This window comes from Noviherbaspirillum soli (assembly GCF_015352955.1).
GTDB lineage: Bacteria > Pseudomonadota > Gammaproteobacteria > Burkholderiales > Burkholderiaceae_D > Noviherbaspirillum_A > Noviherbaspirillum_A soli.
The window spans coordinates 127,864-146,732 of the sequence record NZ_JACYOX010000004.1; the positions used below are offsets into that span (position 1 = coordinate 127,864).

Genomic DNA, 18,869 nt, shown 5'->3' on the forward strand with positions numbered 1-18,869 from the left:
TACTTACAACAACATGAAGAGGTAATAAATATGAAATCAGCTTTACTCGTAGCGTGCTCGTTTGCTGTGCTGGCTTTTGCTGGCGCAGCCTATGCTGGACCGGGACATGACAAAGAAGGGCACGGTGGCCATGCGCATGCTGAAGGACAAAAAGGCGGGCACGACTCCGCTGCTGGTAAACCCGGTGAGGCCGCAAAGGCGTCGCGCACCGTCACGGTGGATATGGTTGATGCAATGCGATTCAACCCTGAGTCGGTTTCGGTAAAGCAGGGCGAAACCGTTCGCTTCATTGTGAAGAACTCCGGCAAGCTAAAACACGAAATGGTAATCGGTTCGATTGCTGAGCTTCAGGAACACGCGGCGATGATGCGCAAGATGCCGGAAATGGAGCACGCCGATGAAAACGCGGTCACCGTTGACCCAGGCAAGTCCGGCGAGATCGTATGGCAGTTCACCAAGGCCGGGAAGGTTGATTTTGCATGCCTTCAGCCAGGCCACTATGAGGCTGGTATGAAAGGCCAAGTGGCAGTTAAGTAATCTAAATTTACTAAGGATAAATCATGAAAATCAAATCAAACGTCGCAGCAGTATTGCTGGCTATCGCTCTCCCATTCCCGCTGGTAGCAAGTGCGGCGGAGGATCATTCTGCGCACGGCAACATGCAGGCAGCATCCACATCCGGCAGCGATGCACAATCGTTGGCTGCTGGTGAAGTGAGGAAAGTCGATAAGGATGCCGGCAAAATCACCATCAAGCATGGTCCTCTTGTCAATCTGGACATGCCTGGCATGACCATGGTTTTCAGGGTCAAGGATGCTTCCATGTTGGAGCAGGTAAAAGCGGGAGACAAGATCAACTTCATGGCTGAGAAGGTTGATGGTGCCTTGGCTGTGACGAAGTTGGAAACCGCTAACTAATCAATAAGCCTTGCCGCTTCCATCATGGCTCAAACCCTGACAATCTCTCAATTGGCCCGTTTAGCGTCGGTCAACGTAGAGACGATACGGTTTTACGAGCGGCAGGGCTTGATTTCAAAGCCCCCTCGTGGATCAAGCGGATTTCGTCATTTTCCTTATGAGGCAGTTGACGCGATCCGCTTCATACGGGTGGCAAAAAGTCTTGGATTTTCGTTGCCTGAAATCCAAAAGCTCATAAAGCTTCGTTCCTCGCAGGACGCTCAAACCAAGGAAGACGTTCGGGACCTGGAAGCGACATTGAATTCAATAAATGAAAAAATTGGCGCTTTAACCGTTTTGCGAGACGATCTTGTCAGTTTGAAACGCTAGCGGGCATATGCATTTTGTGATTCATAATTTACCGTCTTTTCAGGAAACGACCATATGCGCCTAACTGATGCGAGAGGCATACCGGCCGAGTTATACCCGTTCCTCGGAATGGCTGCAGTAGTAGTCGTATTGGTAGTAGGTACTTAAGGCACATACTGTCTCATGAGGCGTAGGCGCGATAGGACGAAGGCATTAAAAATTTGGGCAACCCAAAACGAAGTTTTCACTTCGCTCCCCCGTAATGAACTTTGGGTGCAAAAATATTTTTTTATCAGATCCATAAAATAAAAAGTCCGGATTAATCCGGACTTTAGATGAAGTTGATATGGTTATGCGTGTACGTCGGTTTCCGCTAGCTGAGCCAATGCGTCAAGTCTGGCGCGAATTTGCTGTTTTGTCATGTTGCCGCTAAAGCAAAAAGCGTTATCTTCTTCCGACGCAGTTTTCGCCCGCTCAAATAGTGTCTTGGCCAATTCTTTTTCTGCTACAGCTTCCCCAACGCGTTCCGAGCCACCCTCTGCGACAAAGTGGTTAGTCTGTGAATTATTATTCATAGTCAACTCCTTGTAGGTGATCTTCAAGCTGTCACTAAATAAACTTTATACCCAAAAGATTGAAAATCTAGTTTTGTCTCATATACTCATAAAAATACCGAAACCTGCGTCCTTTTTTGTGCGCAAAATAAGGAAATGTAGAACCTAATATTCAGCAATTTAAAATCGCTGCAATTTCCTGCAAACGATCAAGCTCTTGCGGCTTATCGGGCTCAACAATATCTTCTTTAATTTTTAACACTATAGATTTAAAAAGATCTGTTTTGGATAAATGAGCTACATTCATAACGTCTTGGACATCTCGCGACATCGACTCTGAAACTTTGAGTGATAAACGTTTTTGAGCGGTTGATTTGATCTGAGACTCAAACAGTGCTTTTGCCGATTTGAGTTCATTGCCCAAAAATTCGGCCGCCTTTGTGTCGTTCCTATAACGCCTTACATAGTACATAAGAAGACGTTTACGAAAATCTGGTGCGTTCGATGGGGCGATACGGTAGCAGGCCAAATCCAACACCTCCAGATACGGCGCAGGCAACTTTGCCTCAAGTGGTGCTAAGGCTCTTTCTCGTGCAGCCTTTATTGCTGGAGTAGATTGTGGAGGAATGCCAACTACTCGCCCGCATTTATCGCAGGTCGCAGCCAAAATGTTCTTTGCAGTTCCATTTCCATCGCTGAAGGGAACATTATGATACCCAAACGTTGTTGAGACGCGCCCACAATCCCTACATACTGCTTGTCCCTTTTCGCCTTCGTAGAAAACTTTCATCAAACTCTCCTATTGGTGCACACTGATAAAAGTAGCTTGTGGATCAAGAATATAAAATTTGATGTACCAACCACAGCTTTTGATGATATGTACTGTTACAGAATTATCTCCATGTAATGGGCTACTCGTATGATTGATCCCGTTGCTACGCTTTATCCAATCGATAACCTGCGCCTGTGTAACTTCGCCCATGGCAAATTTGTTCTTGACGTCAATATCGTCGCGTTCATCGTGTATGTAATTTCCCTCTTGCAACGCTTTTAGCACCATTCGCTTTGCTTCTTTATATCCCATATTATACCTAACATTTTACGAAGATCTTCGTAAACGTGAGCTGTGTCTTACTTTCTCTGTTTTAGTGTTGTTGCTTCGTAAATTGAATTTGAGCAACACTATTAGTGTAGTTGGTACTTTATCCACTGGGGCATGGAACCACTATATGTAGATTATAATATGGTATTGAATACTGTATATAGTGGTTTATAATGCTGTGTATTAATGAACCTTGATGACTTTCGCATGCATCGCAGGCGGCAGAGTCGTGTCTGCTACCACCGTCATCTTAAAAGTGAAATCCAAACCGAACAGGAAGGAACAGGCACATATGGCTGCTCGAACATGGCGACAAGACACCGCAGAAAAGCGGATCAAGGCACGGCTTGCAGAAGTCGCCTCGGTTGAAGTCAAAGAATATGTGCGTGACACGGACCTGTCTAACCTAAGGCGGAACTGTGCATACCGTGTAGACGGTGTCCATATTTATGTGGAAATTTTAAACGTCGATGACATGTTGGGCGTGACCGCCACGGAGGGTCCCACATGTCACCGGCGTACCTTGCGATTTTTGAATCTTCATTTCCGTGCCGTACACCGCATTCTGAACCGGGTAGGCGCGATTCACGTGGATTTTCATAATCAGCGCCTCCATGCGGTGGTCGTAAAGCCATATGGTGATGAAGCTGAACGAATCCATAAAGCGGTGGCCATCGCGAAGTTAATTGCCAATGTCCTTCAAAATACCGGCGAAGAAAGTGAAGATCCTATCCCGGCAGCCGAAATCAGGATCGGCATCGATTCAGGGGTGACTTTGGCTGTCAACAATGGTCGTCGTGGTCACAGAGAGCCGCTATTTCTTGGTCCTGCGGCCAATTTGGCAGCAAAGCTGGCTTCCGGCCATGAGCTTGATGGTATCTACCTAACGAATACGGCACGGGACACTGCTGGCTTTGACACGGTAAAAGATGATGCGCTCACTGCGCTTACTCCACTGCAAATTTGGAATAGCGAAGAAGTGGCATCGCTGGACGTTACGTGCGATGAAATCATCAAAGACTGGAAAAAAGACCTGGCGGAGTCTCCAATCGGCGTGTTTGAGTTCACTGCACACACCCCGCCGTATAGCAACTTGGACCTTGAAGTTTTGACGCCGGCAAATTCTCGTCGCCAGGATGCTATATCTATTTACGCAGACATTGATGGTTTTACCGGCTATGTGGCCAATCATATAAACAATGACTTCAGTGCCAAGGATGTTGTGCGTGTTCTCCATGTCCTGCGCAGTGAAATGGACGCGGTCCTTTCCAGTGACTTCGCCGGCCGGAAAATCCGTTTCATCGGCGATTGCGTTCATGGCATTCTCGTTGAGGGCACGGCAGCACAGACTGAAATCAAGCAAACTATCACCAATGCTGTTCTCTGTGCAGGTGCGATCCGCAGCAGTTTTGATCTCTCACTGAAAATATTGTCGGATAGCAATAAGAACGTCGATGGACTTGGTATCGCCATTGGGCTGGAATATGGGCCGGTCGCTGTAACAAGGTTGGGAATCAAGGGGGAGAAGATTCGGTGCTGCGTGAGTAGGGCGGTACTCGCTTCAGAAAATGCGCAGTTGAACTGCGATGGTGATGAAACAGAACTGGGCAAAACCGCCTTTGCTGCGGCATCAGAGCCTGTGAAGAAACTACTTGGTGAAAAGCGCAAACGGGCGTACCTCACATATGCAGTCGCCGTTGATGAACTTGCAGCAAGCCAGGATGCTGACGCAAAAGCGTCCAAAGCGTTGCGGTCAGTACCTCAAAGTTTGATTCGTACAGCAGCGGCAGCGCCTGTCGTCGGTTTCCCGCAATATGCCGCTGGGCCAACGAAGCCAGCAGGTTTTGCATGATTTGGGCTATCCAAAACGTCGCAAGATACCGCGCCGAGACGGATGCGGTCACAGCACTGGATGTTGATAACGAATGGTTTTCCCTGCATCAGTGGCGGTTCGATGACGCTTTTCGTTTATGTGCAGATGGAGATATTACGGTCCAGGGGCGCAACTATCCCGTTACTTTATGCTACAGCCAAAATTTCCCGTTTTCTCCACCGTCGGTTATACCGCAGGTCGAAGAGCAGTGGTCAAGTCACCAATATATCGGTGGAGAGCTTTGTCTGGAGTACCGATCCGATAATTGGGTCCAAAGCATTACAGGGGCCAACATGCTGGAAAGCGCCCATCGCCTGCTCTTGGGCGAAGCCTATGTGCCCGCCACTGAAGCACGAGGGGTCGTCTCAGACCAGCATGCCGTCACGCTGGGACAAAAGCTCAGATATAAAAAAACCAGATTTTTTTACACGACGGCCTTTGAAGACGCTCTTCATACATTACCAAGGCTGGCAAAGGCCAAGTTTACCGATATTGGTGGAAAGTCTGAATGGCGGGTTTACCTGAATGAACTTTTGGACGGAGAAACTTCGCTCTGGAAGGACCCTAGTATTCCGGAAGTCCTGAGTGCAAACAGTTTTACCTTCTCCGGCTCTCTTGTGCGCCTTGATCAAGACATAAAAATCTGTGTTGAAGATATAACATCTTTTTTGGATCAAGTTGCTCCAGAACTTTTACAGCGCTCCGTCGAAAAACTCACTTCATTGGAACTGGTTTTAGTCTGTACGCCTTCCAGCAAAAGATTATTCCGACTGATGCATGAGAAAAATAGCGTTTTTGAGTTTGGATCGGTACCACCGACTCCCGGCACTAGGCTTGCAGAAAACTTTATAAACCTGGCAACGAAAAAGGTTGCAGTAATCGGATGTGGATCAGTAGGGACAAAGGTCGCTACGATGTTGGCTCGCTCTGGAGTTGGCCATTTCGTCCTAGTCGATGACGATATTTTTGCGCCTGAAAACGTGGTGCGGAATGATCTCGATTGGCGTTCGGTTGGAGATCATAAAGTAGACGCGTTGAAGCATCGAATCGACCTGGTGAATGCCAAAGCGACCGTTGACGTGCGCCGACAGAAGCTCGGTGGTCAAGAGGCAGGTTCAACTGCGGATGGAACGTTGTCCGCGTTGGGTGGTTGCGATTTGATTATTGACACGTCTGCGAATGGCAAGGCCTTCAACTATGCGTCATCTGTCGCTGTCAGCAAGGATAAACCTGTGATTTGGGCTGAGGTTTTTGGTGGCGGGTTTGGCGGGCTAATCGCTCGTTCCAGGCCAAAACTGGATCCTGAGCCGCAATTGGCAAGAGCCCAGATTCTTCAGTGGTGTGCTGATCAAGGCGTCAATACTCCAACTGCGCCAAAAGATTATTCAATACAGAACGGCGAAACAGTATTTGTCGCTGACGATGCCGACATTTCGGTAATCGCCGCGCACCTCGCACGTTACGGGATCGATCTTCTTTTGGAACGATCGCCGTCGATTTTTCCGTGCTCCGCTTATTTTATCGGCCTTGCGCCACAGTGGCTTTTCTCCCAGCCATTCGACGTGTATCCCATTGAGCTTCACACCCCTGCAGCTAGTGCGGAAAAGCCGCCTGTCGCTGCGCACGAAGACCAGCAGGCTTTCAGCACTCTGCTTGCGTTGTTGGAAAATAAAAAGTGATCGTCCTTACCATTGCAAAAAGCGCTTTAGAAAAGTTCGAGGCAGCACTGCGCGATGCTCGGCACCAGGAAATTGGTGGCGTTTTAGCCGGTGAGCATATTGCGAATAATGTGTTTGAAATTGTAGATTTTTCGGTACAAAAAAACGGTGGTACAAGCGTATGCTTCAATCGTACCCCGAAAACTCACCAGAAATTTCTAAAAACATTTTTTGATAAAACCGGACACGACTATCAAAGATACAACTATTTGGGAGAGTGGCATTCTCATCCATCGTTTCCTGCAATACCTAGTGGAACGGACCTATCCCAAATGGCAGCTATTGCAAAAGATCCCACACAAAGTGGCCCATTTGTAATCCTGATAATAGTTAGGCTTGACAGCCGAAGCAAATTGCAACTGCATGCGTCCGCATATATGCGCGATGGCTCTGTTCAAAATGTCCTTGTGCAGCATTGCCATAATAAAACTGTAATCACGGAAATTAGAACTGGCAGAGATGAAGGCGTCTAAATTGATGTGCTGCTCATAAGTAATTGGCTACAGACAAATCACCGAGGTAAAAATGTCATTGAAATCAAGATTTGAAAGAAAAGATGATTTGGTTGAGGCTTTGGCACGCCAGAAAATTATATTTGGCCGTTTAGACATTGCGGAAGCCATCGCAGCGACTGGGGAACTGATTGAGTACGCGCCTGGTGAACGTCTTATCGAACAAGGTGGAACCGATCGGCATATGTACTTCCTGCTTGCTGGAAAAACACAAGTGATCGTGAATGGTGTGCGTCTCTATCCACGTGAGGCGAACGTCACCGTAGGCGAGATGTCCGCTATCAACTCGCAAATTTGTAGGGCTGCCACTATTGAAGCAGTAGACACAACCGTGGCTTGGAAAATTGCGCATAGCGCCCTTGGTGACGTAGGAAAACAGTATCCAGATATCTGGCACCTTCTTGCAATTGAGCTATCAGGCCGACTTGAACAGCGTAACCGTTTTGTCAATCGGGTGAACAAACGGCCCCGCGTATTCATTATTTGCTCAGCCGAGGCACTAAAAGTCGCTAAGGCTATCCGGATCGGTCTAGAACACGATGACGCTGACGTAATCTTATGGAGCGACGATATGATTTTCTCAACCGGTGCATATCCTTTGGAATCGCTCGAAGAGCAAGTCAATTTGGCGGATTTCGGGATTGCTTTAGCCCAACCTGATGACCTCTTATCTTCCCGAGGAAAAAGTCAGGTCACGCCTCGGGACAATGTAATCTTTGAGCTTGGATTTTTTATGTCAAGACTGGGAAGGGCTCGTACTCTTCTTCTAGTCCCACGTGGAGAGGACATAAAATTGCCATCCGACTTTAAGGGGCTAACACCAATTGACTACACAGTCTCGAAAGAGGGATCGGATTTGGCGGTTGCACTCGGTCCCACGATAGACAAAATTTCTGCCCTTATTCAGAAACTTGGTGTTAGGGCCTCGCTAGCTGAGGCGAAGTAGCCAAATCGTCTGGAGCTAAAAGTGTATTGCGTTATATGAGTTGAAAGTGCATCAAATGGATATCGGCGATCGCATGAAAACCTACACGGCGTTTGCCGATATTAGTCGCAGGTGGACGGCGGTAATGGACGCAAAAGCTGCATTCATATCGGCCTTAAATGGAGCGATGCTTGCTTTCTTATCGGCAGGCGTAAAGATATTCGAACAAGTCGGACCGGTGAAGGGCTTTGGTATAATTGCAACAATTTTGTCGCTGCTTGGGTTAGTGTCCGCAGTTGCGGTTATATCTCCACGCGGCGGTGTGTCCGTACTGAGTGGTAAAAGAGTGCGCTGGACATCAAAATACAAACCTGTCAGCTTTTATGGTTATGTCGCTGATGAGTATGGTCCATGCAACTTTGCACAGTTAGAGGCAGACTCGGCAAATATGGACTCTGCTGACTTTGCTCAGGAGGCATTAGAGCAGCATTTCGCAATATCAATCGTGATACGAAAAAAGGAGCGACTAGTATTTCGCTCTATCGTCGTCACAATATTAGCTGTGGCATTTGGTGGAACTTCTTTAGTAATAAAAATGATTTATTGATGGTGCCCCAAGCCATAATTTTTGAATGAGCGCTAGATAAAAAGTTTGCGAAAAAACTTCTTGATCCCTGTGTTTCGCATTTGCAGTGTTCTCGCCCGGCAGTCGTGTAAAGCGCCCTGCATTCGGGCGTGTGGAGCTATTTGCAGTTCTATAACAAAGCGCTATTGAGCCAGATACTGCTCTTTGTTTTTCCCAGTCAGCCATTTTGGTTGTCGTCCTCGGCCAGACCAAGTGGCCCCTGTTTCAGGATCTGAATACTTTGCAGATGCCTGAGACTTGTTCTTTGCCTTTTTGAATGCTTTTGAAGACGCAAGGTCGTCAACCGTTATACCGTACATTTCCATTTTCTCTTTGATATCGGCGATCACGGAGTTAATTTCATTTGTACGAACTTCTTCAGCTTGTTTTCGAAGGTTCGCAATTTCTTCTTGTAGTTCTTTGTATGTAGCCATAGTGATTCTCCTATTGTGGTCACAAAACAACATTTTCAATGTAGCAATGTTTGTTAAGCTTATCCCATAAATAGACTATATACAACCATCTCACTGCTATGGATTTATAAGCGCTTCTAAATTGGGATCATCAACGCAAATGAAAAATGCATAAAAACAATGAGATGTCATGGCCACTACACTGCTAAAAAAATCCTGTAACTTCGGACTAAAGGTAATTGGCGTGTACATAGGATACGTTGAGCATCCGACACATAGGTTACTAAAGTGAACCATGGCGGGGAACTTCATAAATGCCGATATAGGCAATGCCCCGTCAGCTATAGTGCATTTCATGCAGGCAGGCCTTCTTGTTTTGTGAAAACGGTAGCTAAAGGGATAAGTTTTTACTCGGCCTACAATTTAGTTATTGATCACGAAACAGTGACTGGTTTCGAAAACAATAAGACCAGGAATGGTTTTCCTGGAAACAATATTGCAAATTGGAATGTTCTAAGCTGCTTTTTTCGCTGGTTCTAAAGAAAATTTTCAGGTTGTCCACAGTAGTGTAATCGTATGCAACGATTTCTATGATTATCAAAATGCTTTGGTTGCTTCTATCCTATAGTGCCATCTAACTTTTTGAATATAAAGAGATTATTTCGTTCGTTCGCACAGTACGATACACTTACAAGCCATAACTACGAGATCAAGGACCTCACGCCGCCGAAGGAGATCCTGCATGCGATGCAGGCGCAGATCACGGCCGAACGGGAGAAGCGGGCCCTGATCGCGGCATCGGAAGGCCGCAAGCAGGAACAGATCAATATCGCCACCGGCGAGCGCGAGGCGGCGATTGCCCGTTCAGAGGGTGACAAGCAGGCCGCCATCAATCGTGCCGAAGGCGAGGCGGCAGCCATCGTGGCCATCGCCAATGCCACCGCCGAAGCCCTGCGCCAGACCGGCGCGGCGATCCGCGAACCGGGCGGCCAGGACGCGGTCAGCCTGAAAGTCGCCGAGCAGTATGTGGATGCCTTCGCCAAGCTGGCCAAGACCAACAACACGCTGATCGTGCCCGGCGACCTGGGCAACATGAGCAGCATGATCGCCAGCGCGCTGCAGGTGGTGAAGTCGCAGCCGAAGATCTGACGCTGACGCTGACGCCGCTCAGCGCGGCGGCGGCAGGCCGTTGCAGCTGGCCGCGATCCAGCGGCCGCTGGTCTGGGCCTGTTCCCTTACCGGTGCGCCGTCGACCGTGCCGTCGAAGCTGGACGTGCCGCTGAAGCGCTCGGAGCTTTCCAGCATGCCTTCGGCGCGGCCTGTGCCACGCACCCGCGGTCCGTCGCAGCGCACATCCATTGCATAGCGCGCGCCGTCGCGCACCGCGTTGCGGCTGGTGCAGCCCGACTGCTGCTGATACAGATCGGGCATGGTGTTCTGCGCCGCCATGTCAGGCGTGATGCAGATGCGCGAACTGGCCGCGCCGTTTTCTATCTTCGGCATGTCGAAGCCGTGCTGGCGCGCCAGTCCGCGCAGCCTTGCCATCTGGTCGGCCGGAATCTGCGGCACCAGCCCCAGCAGGGCGGAGGTGGCGCTGACTTCCCACAGCCCGGGGCGGGGAGCGACGTCTCCCGGTGGCGCGGCCTGCGCCGTGGCGGCAATCAATAGCGTGCTGACGATCATGGATGGAATGCGAAACAAGTTTGGCTCCTGCTGCTTGATGACTGGTGAATGGGAATGGGCGTGGCATGGCGGGCAATGAGCCCGACGCCTGCGGGCGATTATCCGCCCTGGCCATGCACGCCAGGGAAGTGGCGCGCCACCGTTTTGAGAGGCGCGCCGGCGATGCAAGTTCCGGCTTTTCGCTGGCCGCATTGGCAGGGGCGCGCATGTGCCGGCATGTTGAACAGGCGATACAAACCCGATACATCACCATGCTAGTATCTGATCCGCTCGCCGCAGCCAGGGCGCCGCATACCAAGGACAGTTAATGGATTCACGCGTCAACGACACGCCTTCCGGCACAACCAACTCAACCATTCCACGCAAGACCCGCGGCCGCCTGCTCGGCACCGTGATCGCCATCGCGGCCCTGCTTGCGCTTGGCTGGCTGGTCTGGCATCTGACCCGTCCCAAGCCGGAAGGCGGGCCCGGCGGCGCCGGCGGGCCGGGTGGCCCAGGAGGGCGCGGCGCGCCCACCACCACGGTTGGCTTCGGAACGGCCGAGCGGGTCGACCTGCCGGTAACGCTGGAAGCGATCGGCACGGTGACGTCGGCCGCCACCGTCACCGTGCGGCCGCAGGTATCGGGCGTGTTTCGCGAGATCCTGTTCACCGAAGGCCAGCTGGTGAAAGCGGGTCAGGTGATGGCCGTGATCGATCCCAGCCAGTTCGAGATGGCGCTGATGCAGGCCACCGGCCAGCGCCAGCGCGACGAGGCGCAGCTGGAGAATGCGAAGCTGACGCTGCAGCGTTACCGCACGCTGCTGGCGCAGGACTCGATTGCGCGCCAGGACGTCGATACCCAGGCCGCGCTGGTGCGTCAGCTCGAAGGCACGGTGCTGGCCGACCGCGCCGCCGAAGGCACCGCCAAGCTCAATCTCGGCTACAGCAAGGTGGTGGCCCCGATCAGCGGCCGGGTCGGCCTGCGCAGCGTGGACGTGGGCAATGTGATCGGGCCCAACGATGCCAATGGCATCGCCGTCATCACCCAGGTCTCGCCGATCGATGTGCAGTTCGCCATTCCCCAGGACCGTGTGCCCGAAGTGCAGGAAGGCTTGCGCCAGGCCGGCGCGATGCAGGTCAGCGCGCTCGACCGCAGCCGCGCGACGGTGCTGGGCGAAGGCCGCTTCCGCGCGCTCGACAACCAGGTCGACACCCAGACCGGCACGGTGCGCGCCAAGGCCCGTTTCGACAACCAGGATGGCGCGCTGTTTCCCAGCCAGTTCGTGAATGTGAAGATGATGCTGCGCACCATCTCCGGCGCGATCGTGGTGCCGGTCAATGCGCTGCGCCACAGCAGCAACGGCGACTATGTCTACGTGCTGAACCAGAAGGAGCGCACGGTCGCGCAGCGCAAGGTGCAGCGCGGCCAGGCCACGGCGGACCGGGTGCAGATCGTCAGCGGCCTGGAAGCGGGCGAGCGGGTCATCACCGAAGGCGCCGACCGGCTGAAGGATGGCGACAAGGTGTCGCTGCCGGGCGAGCGGCCGGGTGCGGGGGCAGGTGGCGGCGGACGTCGTCAGGGCGAGCGCCGGCGTGGCGCCGGTAGCGCCGGGGCGCCGGAAGGCGCACCGGCCGTGGCGGCCCCTGAAGGCGCGCGGCCGGCAGCGCCGGCGGAAAGCACAGGCCCGGCGAACCGCGCGAATTCGTCCGTGCCCGGCGCAGCGCCAGCAGCCACTGCGCCAGCCACGCCGCGCTGATGCCCGCTTCGAGGACGCACCAGGCATGAGCCCTTCAACACCCTTCATCCAGCGCCCGGTCGCGACCTCGCTGCTGATGCTGGCCATCGTGCTGGCCGGCTTCATGGGCTTTCGCTTCCTGCCGCTGTCGGCGCTGCCGCAGGTGGATTTCCCGACGATCCAGGTCCAGACACTGTATCCGGGCGCCAGTCCCGAAGTGATGAGCCAGACCGTCACCGCGCCGCTGGAACGCCAGTTCGGCCAGATGTCCGGCCTGCAGCGCATGAGCTCCACCAGCGCCGCCGGCGTCTCGGTGATCACCCTGCAGTTCGACCTCGGTGAAAAGCTCGACGTGGCGGAACAGGAGGTGCAGGCCGCGATCAATGCCGGTTCCTCGCTGCTGCCGGCCGACCTGCCGGCGCCGCCGGTCTATGCCAAGGTCAACCCGGCCGATGCGCCGGTGCTGACGCTGGCCATCACCTCCGACACCCTGCCGCTGACCGAGGTGCAGAACCTGGTCAACACCCGGCTGGCCCTGAAGATCAGCCAGGTGTCCGGCGTTGGCCTGGTGTCGCTGTCCGGCGGCCAGCGGCCGGCGGTGCGCATCCAGGCCGACAGCCAGGCGCTGGCCTCCTACGGCCTGGGCCTGGACAGCCTGCGCAATGCGATCAGCGCGGCCAATGCCAACAGCGCCAAGGGCAGCTTCGACGGCCCGACCCGTTCCTTCACCATCAATGCCAATGACCAGCTGGTGACGGCGCAGGATTATTCCGCGCTGATCATTGCCTATCGCAATGGCGCGCCGGTGCGGCTGTCCGAGGTGGCGAAGGTGGTCGACAGCGCGGAGAACGTGAAGCTGGCCGCCTGGGCCAACATGAAGCCCGCCATCATCCTGAACGTGCAGCGCCAGCCGGGCGCCAACGTGATCGCCACCGTGGACGCGATCAAGGCCCGCCTGCCCGAATTGCAGGCCGGCCTGCCGGCGTCGCTTCGGGTGGATGTGCTGTCGGACCGCACCACCGGCATCCGCGCCTCGGTGCGCCACGTGGAGATCGAGCTGCTGCTGGCGGTGGTGCTGGTGGTGCTGGTGATCTTCGCCTTCCTGCATGACCTGCGCGCCACCTTGATCGCCAGCCTGGCGGTGCCGATCTCGCTGATCGGCGCCTGCGGCGTGATGTATTTGCTGGGTTATAGCCTGAACAACCTGTCGCTGATGGCATTGACGATCGCCACCGGCTTCGTGGTCGACGATGCCATCGTGATGATCGAGAACATCGCCCGCTACATCGAGGAGGGCGAGACGCCGATGGCGGCGGCGCTGAAGGGCGCGGCGCAGATCGGGTTCACCATCATCTCGCTGACGGTATCGCTGATCGCGGTGCTGATTCCGCTGCTGTTCATGGGCGACGTGGTCGGCCGGCTGTTCCGGGAATTCGCCATTACGCTGGCCATCACCATCCTGATCTCGGCCGTGGTGTCGCTGACGCTGGTGCCGATGATGTCGGGCCGCTGGCTCAAGGGCCATGCCGATGCCGCGCACCCACAGCCTGCCGGCCGCCTGCAGCGCGTCTATGACCGGGTGATGGTGCGCTACGACCGCTCGCTGCAATGGGTGCTGGCGCGCCAGCCCCTGACGCTGCTGGTGGCCCTGGCCACGCTGGCGCTGACGGTGGTGCTCTACATCCTGATCCCGAAGGGCCTGTTCCCGACCCAGGACACCGGCCAGCTGCAGGCCCGGGTGGAGGCGGCGCAGTCGGTGTCGTACCAGCGCATGACCGAGCTGCAGCAGGCCGCCGCGCAAGCAATCCTGGAAGATCCGGCGGTGGAAAACCTGAGTTCCTTCGTCGGCGTCGATGCCGCCAACAACACCATGCTGCATACCGGCCGCATGCTGATCAACCTGAAGGACCAGCGCGACGGCAGGCTGGCCGACATCATGGGCCGGCTGCGCGAGCGGATCGGCCGGGTGGCGGGCGTGACGCTGTACCTGCAGCCGACCCAGGACCTGACCATCGACGCCGAGAGCGGCCCGACCCAGTACCGGCTGTCGCTGGAAGGCGCGCGCAGCGCCACCGTGAACGAGTGGGCGGGCAAGCTGGCGCGCCGGCTGCAGGAGGTGCCGCAGGTGCGCAACGTGGTGTCGGACGCCGGCGCATCGGGCCTGGCGGCGGTGGTCGAGATCGACCGCGATACCGCGTCCCGGCTGGGCATCACCGCGGCCGCGGTGGACGAGGCGCTGTACAGCGCCTTCGGCCAGCGCATCGTCTCCACCATCTTCACCGAGACCAACCAGTACCGGGTGATCCTGGAAGCGCAGCAGCAGGGCCTGGCCACGCCGCAGACGCTGGGCGGGCTGCAGCTGCGCACCAGCGCCGGCAAGCCCACGCCGCTGTCGGCAATTGCCCGCATCAGCGAGCAGCCGGCGCCGCTGCAGGTGACCCACGTGGCGCAGTATCCGGCCACCACGCTGGGCTTCGACACCGCGCCCGGCGTGTCGCTGGGCAGGGCGGTCGACGCCATCCGCAAGGCCGCGCAGGAGATCAGCATGCCGGCCAGCGTATCGGTGACCTTCCTCGGCGCGGCCGGCGCCTACCAGGCCTCGCTGACCAACCAGCTGTGGCTGATCCTGGCCGCGGTGGTGTGCGTCTATATCGTGCTGGGCGTGCTGTACGAAAGCTATGTGCATCCGCTGACCATCCTGTCGACGCTGCCTTCGGCCGGCGTGGGCGCGCTGCTGGCGCTGATGATCAGCGGCGAAGACCTCGGCGTGATCGGCATCATCGGCATCATCCTCTTGATCGGCATCGTGAAGAAGAACGCGATCATGATGATCGACTTCGCCATCGATGCCGAACGCAACGAGGGCCGGGCGCCGCAAGAGGCGATCCACCAGGCCGCGCTGCTGCGCTTCCGGCCCATCCTGATGACGACCCTGGCGGCGCTGTTCGCCGCGGTGCCGCTGATGCTGGGCTGGGGCGAGGGCGCGGAATTGCGGCGGCCGCTCGGCCTGTCCATCTTCGGCGGCCTGATCGTCAGCCAGATGCTGACGCTCTACACCACGCCGGTGATCTACCTGGCATTCGACCGGCTCGGCCAGCGCCTGCGCGGCGGGCGCAACCAGCGCGGCCAGGCGGCGGAAGAGGCGGGCGCGTGAACCTGTCGGCGCCTTTCGTCCGGCGGCCCATCGCCACCGTGCTGCTGACCATCGGCCTGGCGCTGGCCGGCATCGCCGCCTTTTTGGTGCTGCCGGTGTCGCCGCTGCCGCAGGTGGATTTTCCGTCGATCTCGGTCTCGGCCACGCTGCCCGGCGCCAGCCCGGACACCATGGCCACCAGCGTGGCCACGCCGCTGGAGCGCAGGCTGGGCGTGATCGCCGGCGTCAACGAGATGACCTCCACCAGCGGCAATGGCTCGACCCGCATCAACCTGCAGTTCGACCTGTCGCGCAAGATCGATGCCGCCGCGCGCGAGGTGCAGGCCGCGATCAATGCCTCGCGGGTCGACCTGCCGGCCACGCTGCGCAGCAATCCGACCTACCGCAAGATCAATCCGTCGGATGCGCCGGTGATGATCATGGCGCTGACCTCGGGCAGCCGCACGCCGGGGCAGGTGTATGACGAAGTCTCCAACATCGTGCAGCAGCGCCTGGCGCAGGTGGAAGGCGTGGGCGATGTGGAGCTGGGCGGCGGCTCGCTGCCGGCGGTGCGGGTGGAGTTGCTGCCGTTCGCGCTGAACCGCTATGGCGTCAGCATGGAAGACGTGCGCGCGGCGATCCAGGCCAGCAATGCCAACCGGCCCAAGGGCGCCATCGAGGGCGACGATAGGCGGCTGCAGATCTATACACGCTCCTCGGCAGGCGGCGGCCGCACCGCGGTCGACTACCGCGGCCTGGTGGTGGCATGGCGCAATGGCGCGGCGATCCGGCTGTCGGACGTGGCCAGGGTGTACGACGGCCAGGAAAACAAGCGCACGCTGGGCCTGTTCAACGGCCAGCCGGCGGTGGTGGTGATCATCACCCGCCAGCCAGGCGCCAACGTGATCAAGACCGTCGACAGCGTGCGCGCACTGATCCCGTCGCTTCAGGCCCAGCTGCCGCCCGATATCAAACTGCAGGTGGCGTCGGACCGCACCCTGTCTATCCGGTCCTCGCTGCACGAGATCGAGATGACGCTGATCATTTCCATCGTGCTGGTGGTGCTGGTGGTCAGCGTGTTCCTGCGCAGCCTGCGCGCCACCATCATCCCGGCGGTGGCCACCGTGGTGTCGCTGCTGGGCACCTTCGGCGTGATGTATGCGCTGGGCTTCTCGCTCAACAATCTGTCGCTGATGGCATTGACGGTGGCTACCGGCTTCGTGGTCGACGACGCCATCGTGGTGCTGGAAAATACCAGCCGCCATATCGAGGCCGGCATGGACCGCTTCAAGGCGGCGCTCCTGGGCGCGCGCGAGGTCGGCTTCACGGTGCTGTCAATCAGCCTGTCGCTGGTGGCGGTGTTCATCCCGCTGCTGTTCATGGGCGGCCAGGTCGGCCGCCTGTTTCGCGAGTTCGCGGTCACGCTGTCGGCGGCGGTGATGATCTCGCTGCTGATTTCCCTGACCACCACGCCGATGATGTGCGCCTGGCTTCTCAAGCCTGGCGTTGAGCACAAGCCGCCCGGACGGCTGTCGCGCTTCTTCGAGCGCGGCTTTGCGCTGACCCAGCGTGCCTATGAGCACAGCCTGGACTGGGCGCTGGCCAGCCGCTGGCTGGTGCTGTTCATCCTGGTGGCGGTGGTGGGCATGAACGTCTACCTGTTCAAGGCCGCGCCCAAGGGCTTCTTTCCAACCCAGGACACAGGGCAGATCGCCGCCGGCATCCGCGCCGACCAGAGCATTTCCTTCGAGGCGATGCAGGAAAAGCTGCGCCGCGTGGTCGACATCATCCGGCGCGACCCGGCGGTGGACACCGTGGTCGGCTTCACCGGCGGCAGCCGCGCCGGCGGCGGCTTCATGTATATCGCCTTGAAGCCCGCGGACCAGCGCACCGAGCGCGGCCAGGCGGTGATTGCCCGGCTGCGGCCGCAACTCGCGCAGGTGACCGGCGTGCGCATCTTCCTGAACCCGGTGCAGGACCTGCGCATGGGCGGGCGCTCCAGCAATTCCACCTACCAGTACACCCTGAAGAGCGACAACATCGCCGACCTGAAGCGCTGGTCCAGCCGGCTGGCCGATGCGATGCGCAGCCAGCCGGCGCTGATCGACATCGACACCGACCAGGAAGAGAACGGCGTCGAGACCTTCGTCAGCGTGGACCGCGACACCGCGTCGCGCCTGGGCGTGAATTCGCGCGACGTCAACAATGCGCTCTACAACAGCTTCGGCCAGCGCCAGGTGTCAACCATCTACGACGAGCTGAACCAGTACCGGGTGATCATGGAAGTGGCGCCGGCCTATGCAAGCAGCCCGGAGTCGCTGCGCGATGTGTATGTGCCGGCCCGCGGCGTCGCCGCCACCACGCCCGCCACCGGCCTGGCAGCCGGGACCAGCGTGGTGGGCGCGCCGTTGACGGCGGCGGCCAGCACGAATGCCACGGCTGGCGCCGGGACCAGCACAGGCACTACAGCCACCACAGCCACGACAGCCACCACGACCACCGGCACCAGCACCGCCGTCAACCCGGGCCTGCGCGACGCCGCCAGCGGCCAGGCGATCAGCACTGCACCGACCACCATGGTGCCGCTGTCGGCCTTCGCCAGCTTCAGCGAGCGCGCCACGGCCACCTCGATCAGCCACCAGGATGCGGAGCTGGCGACCACCATCTCCTACAATCTGGCCGAAGGCGCGAGCCTGACCCAGGCGCAGGCGGCGGTGCGCCAGGCCGAGGCCGACATCGGCATGCCGATCAATGTGCGCGGCAGCTTCGAAGGCACCGCGCGCGGCTTCCAGGAAAGCCAGGACCAGCAGCCCATGCTGATCGCCGCCGCGCTGATCGTGATTTACATCGTGCTGGGCGTGCTGTATGAAAGCCTGGTGCATCCGGTCACGGTGCTGTCGACGCTGCCCTCGGCCGGCGTCGGCGCCATCATTGCGCTGCTGCTGTTCGACATGGACTTTTCCATCATCGCGCTGATCGGCATCTTCCTGCTGATCGGCATCGTGAAGAAAAACGCGATCATGATCATCGACTTCGCGCTGGAGGCCGAGCGCGCCCGCGGCCTGTCGGCGCTGGAGGCGGTGCGCGAGGCCTGCCTGCTGCGCTTCCGTCCTATCCTGATGACCACCATGGCCGCCGCGCTGGGCGCGCTGCCGCTGGCGATCGGCTTTGGCGAAGGCGCCGAGCTGCGCCGGCCGCTGGGCATCGCCATCATCGGCGGCCTGATCGCCAGCCAGCTGCTGACCCTGTTGACAACGCCGGTGGTCTATATCCTGCTCGACAAGCTGCGCCGGCGCAGCCCGGGCGAGCGGGCGCTTGCCCGCACCGCCGAACCGCAATCCATCTGAAC

Annotated in this window: 17 protein-coding genes and 1 pseudogene; 13 read left to right on the top strand and 5 right to left on the bottom strand. The window is 57.2% G+C overall.

The window, feature by feature from the left end:
- Window positions 1-30: 30 nt before the first annotated feature.
- The 3 genes from IGW04_RS06060 to IGW04_RS06070 are packed head-to-tail and all read left to right on the top strand — an operon-like array spanning window position 31 to window position 1,286.
- Window positions 31-537 (top strand): cupredoxin domain-containing protein, encoded by a 507-nt coding sequence (locus IGW04_RS06060; RefSeq protein WP_194712151.1) that lies wholly within the window; start codon window positions 31-33, stop codon window positions 535-537.
- A gap of 23 nt (window positions 538-560) precedes the next feature.
- Window positions 561-917 carry a copper-binding protein gene (locus tag IGW04_RS06065; protein WP_194712152.1) on the top strand — a complete coding sequence of 119 codons (357 nt, stop codon included), beginning with the start codon at window positions 561-563 and terminating at the stop codon, window positions 915-917.
- Window positions 918-941: 24 nt separating this feature from the next.
- Window positions 942-1,286 (top strand): MerR family transcriptional regulator, encoded by a 345-nt coding sequence (locus tag IGW04_RS06070; protein ID WP_194712153.1) that lies wholly within the window; start codon window positions 942-944, stop codon window positions 1,284-1,286.
- 329 nt (window positions 1,287-1,615) lie between these two features.
- On the opposite strand, the gene IGW04_RS06075 is transcribed toward IGW04_RS06070, so the two are convergent.
- From IGW04_RS06075 to IGW04_RS06085, 3 genes are all read right to left on the bottom strand, one after another.
- Window positions 1,616-1,840, bottom strand: coding sequence for a hypothetical protein (locus IGW04_RS06075; protein ID WP_194712154.1), 225 nt, complete (start codon window positions 1,838-1,840; stop codon window positions 1,616-1,618).
- Window positions 1,841-1,991: 151 nt separating this feature from the next.
- A complete protein-coding gene (locus IGW04_RS06080; protein WP_194712155.1) occupies window positions 1,992-2,609 on the bottom strand; it encodes a hypothetical protein in 618 nt (205 codons plus the stop codon).
- A 9-nt stretch (window positions 2,610-2,618) separates the two neighbouring features.
- The gene (locus IGW04_RS06085; protein ID WP_194712156.1) at window positions 2,619-2,903 is read right to left on the bottom strand and encodes a hypothetical protein; all 285 of its coding nucleotides are present in this window, start codon (window positions 2,901-2,903) and stop codon (window positions 2,619-2,621) included.
- Window positions 2,904-3,150: 247 nt separating this feature from the next.
- Here IGW04_RS06085 and IGW04_RS06090 point away from each other — a divergent pair, with 247 nt between their 5' ends.
- The 5 genes from IGW04_RS06090 to IGW04_RS06110 all read left to right on the top strand — a co-directional run bounded on the left by IGW04_RS06090 (window position 3,151) and on the right by IGW04_RS06110 (window position 8,556).
- A complete protein-coding gene (locus tag IGW04_RS06090; RefSeq protein ID WP_323744819.1) occupies window positions 3,151-4,773 on the top strand; it encodes an adenylate/guanylate cyclase domain-containing protein in 1,623 nt (540 codons plus the stop codon).
- Entirely contained in the window at window positions 4,770-6,473 is a 1,704-nt protein-coding gene (locus IGW04_RS06095; RefSeq protein ID WP_194712157.1) for a ThiF family adenylyltransferase, read from the top strand. The genes IGW04_RS06090 and IGW04_RS06095 overlap by 4 nt, the downstream gene beginning before the upstream one ends.
- Complete coding sequence (locus IGW04_RS06100) at window positions 6,470-6,985, top strand: Mov34/MPN/PAD-1 family protein (protein WP_194712158.1); 516 nt, start codon at window positions 6,470-6,472, stop codon at window positions 6,983-6,985. Before IGW04_RS06095 ends, IGW04_RS06100 begins: the two co-directional genes overlap by 4 nt.
- A gap of 52 nt (window positions 6,986-7,037) precedes the next feature.
- Entirely contained in the window at window positions 7,038-7,970 is a 933-nt protein-coding gene (locus IGW04_RS06105; RefSeq protein WP_194712159.1) for a TIR domain-containing protein, read from the top strand.
- 73 nt (window positions 7,971-8,043) lie between these two features.
- Entirely contained in the window at window positions 8,044-8,556 is a 513-nt protein-coding gene (locus IGW04_RS06110) for a hypothetical protein (RefSeq protein WP_194712160.1), read from the top strand.
- Window positions 8,557-8,717: 161 nt separating this feature from the next.
- On the opposite strand, the gene IGW04_RS06115 is transcribed toward IGW04_RS06110, so the two are convergent.
- Window positions 8,718-9,008 (bottom strand): H-NS histone family protein, encoded by a 291-nt coding sequence (locus IGW04_RS06115; RefSeq protein ID WP_194712161.1) that lies wholly within the window; start codon window positions 9,006-9,008, stop codon window positions 8,718-8,720.
- 681 nt (window positions 9,009-9,689) lie between these two features.
- Between IGW04_RS06115 and IGW04_RS06120 the strand changes: the two are divergent.
- Window positions 9,690-10,136: pseudogene (locus tag IGW04_RS06120) on the top strand (band-7 C-terminal domain-containing protein); the annotation flags it as partial.
- 18 nt (window positions 10,137-10,154) lie between these two features.
- Here the strand turns inward: IGW04_RS06120 and IGW04_RS06125 are convergent.
- The gene (locus IGW04_RS06125; RefSeq protein ID WP_228526891.1) at window positions 10,155-10,688 is read right to left on the bottom strand and encodes a DUF3617 domain-containing protein; all 534 of its coding nucleotides are present in this window, start codon (window positions 10,686-10,688) and stop codon (window positions 10,155-10,157) included.
- 47 nt (window positions 10,689-10,735) lie between these two features.
- Here IGW04_RS06125 and IGW04_RS06130 point away from each other — a divergent pair, with 47 nt between their 5' ends.
- The 4 genes from IGW04_RS06130 to IGW04_RS06145 are packed head-to-tail and all read left to right on the top strand — an operon-like array spanning window position 10,736 to window position 18,867.
- Entirely contained in the window at window positions 10,736-10,978 is a 243-nt protein-coding gene (locus tag IGW04_RS06130) for a hypothetical protein (protein ID WP_194712162.1), read from the top strand.
- A complete protein-coding gene (locus tag IGW04_RS06135) occupies window positions 10,978-12,408 on the top strand; it encodes an efflux RND transporter periplasmic adaptor subunit (protein WP_194712163.1) in 1,431 nt (476 codons plus the stop codon). Before IGW04_RS06130 ends, IGW04_RS06135 begins: the two co-directional genes overlap by 1 nt.
- Window positions 12,409-12,433: 25 nt before the next feature.
- Window positions 12,434-15,541, top strand: a complete 3,108-nt coding sequence (locus tag IGW04_RS06140) for an efflux RND transporter permease subunit (RefSeq protein ID WP_194712164.1) — start codon at window positions 12,434-12,436, stop codon at window positions 15,539-15,541.
- On the top strand, window positions 15,538-18,867 hold the full coding sequence (locus IGW04_RS06145; protein WP_194712165.1) for an efflux RND transporter permease subunit: 3,330 nt from the start codon (window positions 15,538-15,540) through the stop codon (window positions 18,865-18,867). The genes IGW04_RS06140 and IGW04_RS06145 overlap by 4 nt, the downstream gene beginning before the upstream one ends.
- Window positions 18,868-18,869 lie beyond the last annotated feature (2 nt).

Coding starts and splice junctions, on each gene's coding strand:
- IGW04_RS06060 (WP_194712151.1), top strand. CDS start 31: ATGAAATCAGCTTTACTCGTAGCGTGCTCGTTTGCTGTGCTGGCTTTT.
- IGW04_RS06065 (WP_194712152.1), top strand. CDS start 561: ATGAAAATCAAATCAAACGTCGCAGCAGTATTGCTGGCTATCGCTCTC.
- IGW04_RS06070 (WP_194712153.1), top strand. CDS start 942: ATGGCTCAAACCCTGACAATCTCTCAATTGGCCCGTTTAGCGTCGGTC.
- IGW04_RS06075 (WP_194712154.1), bottom strand. CDS start 1,840: ATGAATAATAATTCACAGACTAACCACTTTGTCGCAGAGGGTGGCTCG.
- IGW04_RS06080 (WP_194712155.1), bottom strand. CDS start 2,609: ATGAAAGTTTTCTACGAAGGCGAAAAGGGACAAGCAGTATGTAGGGAT.
- IGW04_RS06085 (WP_194712156.1), bottom strand. CDS start 2,903: ATGGGATATAAAGAAGCAAAGCGAATGGTGCTAAAAGCGTTGCAAGAG.
- IGW04_RS06095 (WP_194712157.1), top strand. CDS start 4,770: ATGATTTGGGCTATCCAAAACGTCGCAAGATACCGCGCCGAGACGGAT.
- IGW04_RS06105 (WP_194712159.1), top strand. CDS start 7,038: ATGTCATTGAAATCAAGATTTGAAAGAAAAGATGATTTGGTTGAGGCT.
- IGW04_RS06110 (WP_194712160.1), top strand. CDS start 8,044: ATGAAAACCTACACGGCGTTTGCCGATATTAGTCGCAGGTGGACGGCG.
- IGW04_RS06115 (WP_194712161.1), bottom strand. CDS start 9,008: ATGGCTACATACAAAGAACTACAAGAAGAAATTGCGAACCTTCGAAAA.
- IGW04_RS06130 (WP_194712162.1), top strand. CDS start 10,736: ATGGCGGGCAATGAGCCCGACGCCTGCGGGCGATTATCCGCCCTGGCC.
- IGW04_RS06135 (WP_194712163.1), top strand. CDS start 10,978: ATGGATTCACGCGTCAACGACACGCCTTCCGGCACAACCAACTCAACC.
- IGW04_RS06140 (WP_194712164.1), top strand. CDS start 12,434: ATGAGCCCTTCAACACCCTTCATCCAGCGCCCGGTCGCGACCTCGCTG.